General features: G+C 58.5%; 2 rRNA genes. Both read right to left on the reverse strand.

Features of this window, described 5'->3' with window-relative positions:
• Window positions 1-65: 65 nt before the first annotated feature.
• Window positions 66-3,177, reverse strand: a 23S ribosomal RNA gene (locus tag E1289_RS36285).
• A gap of 468 nt (window positions 3,178-3,645) precedes the next feature.
• Window positions 3,646-5,176: ribosomal RNA gene (locus E1289_RS36290) — 16S ribosomal RNA — on the reverse strand.
• Together the 16S and 23S rRNA genes form the textbook arrangement of a ribosomal RNA operon.
• Window positions 5,177-5,349 lie beyond the last annotated feature (173 nt).

Raw genomic sequence — 5,349 nt, forward strand, 5'->3', positions numbered from 1 at the left:
TTGTTTCCTGAGAACCACACAGGGACGCGAACAACTCACACAGCGATTCACCTTGAACGAATTGTGTGTTCAAGCCACTCGGCCTATTAGTACCGGTCAACTCCACACGTTACCGCGCTTCCATACCCGGCCTATCAACCCGGTCGTCTACCGGGAGCCTTACACCCACAAGGGGTGGGAGAACTCATCTCGAGGAAGGCTTCCCGCTTAGATGCTTTCAGCGGTTATCCCGACCGAACGTAGCCAACCAGCCATGCCCCTGGCGGGACAACTGGCACACCAGAGGTTCGTCCGTCCCGGTCCTCTCGTACTAGGGACAGACCCTCTCAATTCTCCTACGCGCGCAGCGGATAGGGACCGAACTGTCTCGCGACGTTCTAAACCCAGCTCGCGTGCCGCTTTAATGGGCGAACAGCCCAACCCTTGGGACCTACTCCAGCCCCAGGATGCGACGAGCCGACATCGAGGTGCCAAACCATCCCGTCGATATGGACTCTTGGGGAAGATCAGCCTGTTATCCCCGGGGTACCTTTTAGCCGTTGAGCGACACCACTTCCACACGTAGATGCCGGATCACTAGGCCCTGCTTTCGCACCTGCTCGACACGTCCGTCTCACAGTCAAGCTCCCTTGTGCCCTTACACTCACCACCTGATTGCCAACCAGGCTGAGGGAACCTTTGGGCGCCTCCGTTACACTTTAGGAGGCAACCGCCCCAGTTAAACTACCCACCAGGCACTGTCCCCCACCCGGATACACGGGCGCGGGTTAGACGCTCAAAACGACCAGAGTGGTATTTCACCAACGACTCCACCGACACTGGCGTGCCGGCTTCACAGTCTCCCACCTATCCTACACAAGACGCTCCAAACGCCAATGCCAAGCTATAGTGAAGGTCCCGGGGTCTTTCCGTCCTGCTGCGCGAAACGAGCATCTTTACTCGTACTGCAATTTCACCGGGCCTGTGGTTGAGACAGCGGGGAAGTCGTTACGCCATTCGTGCAGGTCGGAACTTACCCGACAAGGAATTTCGCTACCTTAGGATGGTTATAGTTACCACCGCCGTTTACCGGCGCTTAGATTCTCAGCCTCGACCCCCAAAAGAGATCTAACCGGTCCTCTTAACGTTCCGGCACCGGGCAGGCGTCAGTCCGTATACAGCGTCTTACGACTTCGCACGGACCTGTGTTTTTAGTAAACAGTCGCTTCCCCCTGGCCACTGCGACCACACCCAGCTCCGGGAGTAAATCCCATCACCAGGCACGGTCCCCCTTCTCCCAAAGTTACGGGGGCAATTTGCCGAGTTCCTTAACCACAGTTCACCCGATCGCCTTGGTATTCTCTACCTGACCACCTGAGTCGGTTTAGGGTACGGGCCGCCAGTACACTCGCTAGAGGCTTTTCTCGACAGCATGGGATCACTCACTTCACCTAAAACGGCTCGGCATCACATCTCACCCTTAACGGTGTACGGATTTGCCTGCACACCGGGCTACATGCTTACCCCAGGACAACCACCGCCTGGGCTGAGCTACCCTCCTGCGTCACCCCATCACTCACCTACTACCCCCTCGGGCCGACCGCTAGGCCCAACCAGCACCCGAAGGCACCAGCCAGGATTCAGAGTCTTAGCATCAGAGGATTCAGCGTTGGCGCATACCAGCGGGTACGGGAATATCAACCCGTTGTCCATCGACTACGCCTGTCGGCCTCGCCTTAGGTCCCGACTTACCCTGGGCGGATTAGCCTGCCCCAGGAACCCTTGGTCATCCGGCGCAAGAGTTTCTCACTCTTGACTCGCTACTCATGCCTGCATTCTCACTCCCACAGCCTCCACCACTCGATCACTCGGCGGCTTCACCGGCTGCAGGACGCTCCCCTACCCACCCCAGACACACGTCTGGAGTGCCACGGCTTCGGCGGTGTGCTTGAGCCCCGCTACATTGTCGGCGCGGAATCACTTGACCAGTGAGCTATTACGCACTCTTTCAAGGATGGCTGCTTCTAAGCCAACCTCCTGGTTGTCACAGCAACTCCACATCCTTTCCCACTTAGCACACGCTTAGGGGCCTTAGCCGATGATCTGGGCTGTTTCCCTCTCGACTACGAAGCTTATCCCCCGCAGTCTCACTGCCACGCTCTCACTTACCGGCATTCGGAGTTTGGCTGACGTCAGTAACCTTGTAGGGCCCATCAGCCATCCAGTAGCTCTACCTCCGGCAAGAAACACGCAACGCTGCACCTAAATGCATTTCGGGGAGAACCAGCTATCACGGAGTTTGATTGGCCTTTCACCCCTAACCACAGGTCATCCCCCAGGTTTTCAACCCTGGTGGGTTCGGGCCTCCACACCGTCTTACCGGCGCTTCACCCTGCCCATGGCTAGATCACCCCGCTTCGGGTCTACAGCATGCGACTAAAAACGCCCTATTCAGACTCGCTTTCGCTACGGCTACCCGCCACCGGTTAACCTCGCCACACACCATAACTCGCAGGCTCATTCTTCAAAAGGCACGCCATCACCAACACACGACACAAGGCCATGCGAGGAGGCTCTGACGGCTTGTAGGCACACGGTTTCAGGTACTCTTTCACGACCCCTCACCGGGGCACTTTTCACCTTTCCCTCACGGTACTAGTCCGCTATCGGTCACCAGGAAGTATTCAGCCTTACCACGTGGTCGTGGCAGATTCACACGGGATTACACGGGCCCCGTGCTACTCGGGAACACACCCAGAAGACATCGCAGTTTCGCCTACCGGACTCTCACCGTCTACGGTCGGCCTTCCCATGCCATTCGACTACCACGATGCTTTGTAACTTCTCGCCAGACTGGTAGATCCAGCAGGATGGTCCCACAACCCCGCACACGCAACCCCTACCAAGTATCACACGCGCACGGTTTAGGCTGATCCGCTTTCGCTCACCACTACTCACGGAATCACTATTGTTTTCTCTTCCTGCGGGTACTGAGATGTTTCACTTCCCCGCGTTCCCACCAACCGCCCTATACATTCAGACGGCGGCGACACCCCATGACGGGTGCCAGGTTTCCCCATTCGGAAATCCCCGGATCAAAGTCTGGTTGCCGACTCCCCGAGGCATATCGCAGGCTCCCACGTCCTTCATCGGCTCCTGATGCCAAGGCATCCACCGTATGCCCTTAAAAACTTGAACACACAAAACGATCAAAACAAATCGCAGATAAACAACAACACCACCAACCCACCCCAGAAACCCCGAGGAAGGCAAAGGCAGCATCGCCGTTCACCAGAGATGCTCGCGTCCACTGTGCAGTTCTCAAAAAACAACCGGGCCCACCAAAACCCCACCCCCGCAGGAGGAAGGGTTCTTGGTCCCGCAGTCCGAGGCCACCAGGCTCGCGCCCGTTCCCTCAGGACCCAACAGCGTGTCCAACCCACCACCCGCCCGACACCGCCGTTCCCACTCCCCACACCCTCACAAGGAGGACCACGGGGCGGTACTTGCCGGCTCACACGAGCGGTGAGCTGAGTAGCCAGTGCTCCACATCTATGAGCAGCCACCCGACGGACATCCGCCGCCGATGATGGCCACCGACCCACACACCCGCACCCCTCCAGACGGAGAGACCAGGTCAGCATGGGCCAGTTGTGTGCTCCTTAGAAAGGAGGTGATCCAGCCGCACCTTCCGGTACGGCTACCTTGTTACGACTTCGTCCCAATCGCCGGCCCCACCTTCGACCGCTCCCCCCACACAAGGTGGTTGGGCCACGGGCTTCGGGTGTTGCCGACTTTCGTGACGTGACGGGCGGTGTGTACAAGGCCCGGGAACGTATTCACCGCAGCGTTGCTGATCTGCGATTACTAGCGACTCCGACTTCACGAAGTCGAGTTGCAGACTTCGATCCGAACTGAGACCGGCTTTAAGGGATTCGCTCCACCTCACGGTATCGCAGCCCACTGTACCGGCCATTGTAGCATGTTTGCAGCCCAAGACATAAGGGGCATGATGACTTGACGTCATCCCCACCTTCCTCCGAGTTGACCCCGGCGGTCTCCCATGAGTCCCCAACCACCCGAAGGTGTTGCTGGCAACATGGAACGAGGGTTGCGCTCGTTGCGGGACTTAACCCAACATCTCACGACACGAGCTGACGACAGCCATGCACCACCTGTCACCGGCCCAAAAAGGACCCCGCATCTCTGCGGGATTTCCGGCGATGTCAAGCCTTGGTAAGGTTCTTCGCGTTGCGTCGAATTAAGCAACATGCTCCGCCGCTTGTGCGGGCCCCCGTCAATTCCTTTGAGTTTTAGCCTTGCGGCCGTACTCCCCAGGCGGGGCGCTTAATGCGTTAGCTACGGCGCGGAATCCGTGGAAGAACCCCACACCTAGCGCCCAACGTTTACGGCGTGGACTACCAGGGTATCTAATCCTGTTCGCTCCCCACGCTTTCGCTCCTCAGCGTCAGTACAGGCCCAGAGAACCGCCTTCGCCACCGGTGTTCCTCCCGATATCTGCGCATTTCACCGCTACACCGGGAATTCCATTCTCCCCTACCTGCCTCTAGCCTGCCCGTATCCACCGCAGACCCACAGTTAAGCCGTGGGCTTTCACGACAGACGCGACAAACCGCCTACGAGCTCTTTACGCCCAATAATTCCGGACAACGCTTGCGCCCTACGTATTACCGCGGCTGCTGGCACGTAGTTAGCCGGCGCTTCTTCTGCACCTACCGTCACCCGAAGGCTTCGTCGATGCTGAAAGAGGTTTACAACCCGAAGGCCGTCATCCCCCACGCGGCGTCGCTGCGTCAGGCTTCCGCCCATTGCGCAATATTCCCCACTGCTGCCTCCCGTAGGAGTCTGGGCCGTGTCTCAGTCCCAGTGTGACCGGTCGCCCTCTCAGGCCGGTTACCCGTCGTCGCCTTGGTAGGCCATCACCCCACCAACAAGCTGATAGGCCGCGAGCCCATCCCCAACCGAAAAACTTTCCACCACCAACCCATGCGGGCAATGGTCATATCCGGTATTAGACCCAGTTTCCCAGGCTTATCCCGAAGTCAGGGGCAGGTTGCTCACGTGTTACTCACCCGTTCGCCGCTCGAGTACCCCCGAAGGGGCCTTTCCGCTCGACTTGCATGTGTTAAGCACGCCGCCAGCGTTCGTCCTGAGCCAGGATCAAACTCTCCATTAAGGCCAACACGACCAACCACAGGGGGCGAACCCCGCAACCGGCCAAACCTCGGAAAACAATCCCAGCAAAACAACCCCCCAAAAGAGGGAGGTTCATTGCCTCAAAGAAATCCCCACCGCCCCCACAAACAGGAGCGGCACGGGGCGACCCGACCAGAAACAACTGGCCGAGCC

Source organism: Actinomadura sp. 6K520 (assembly GCF_004349245.1).
Lineage (GTDB): Bacteria > Actinomycetota > Actinomycetes > Streptosporangiales > Streptosporangiaceae > Spirillospora.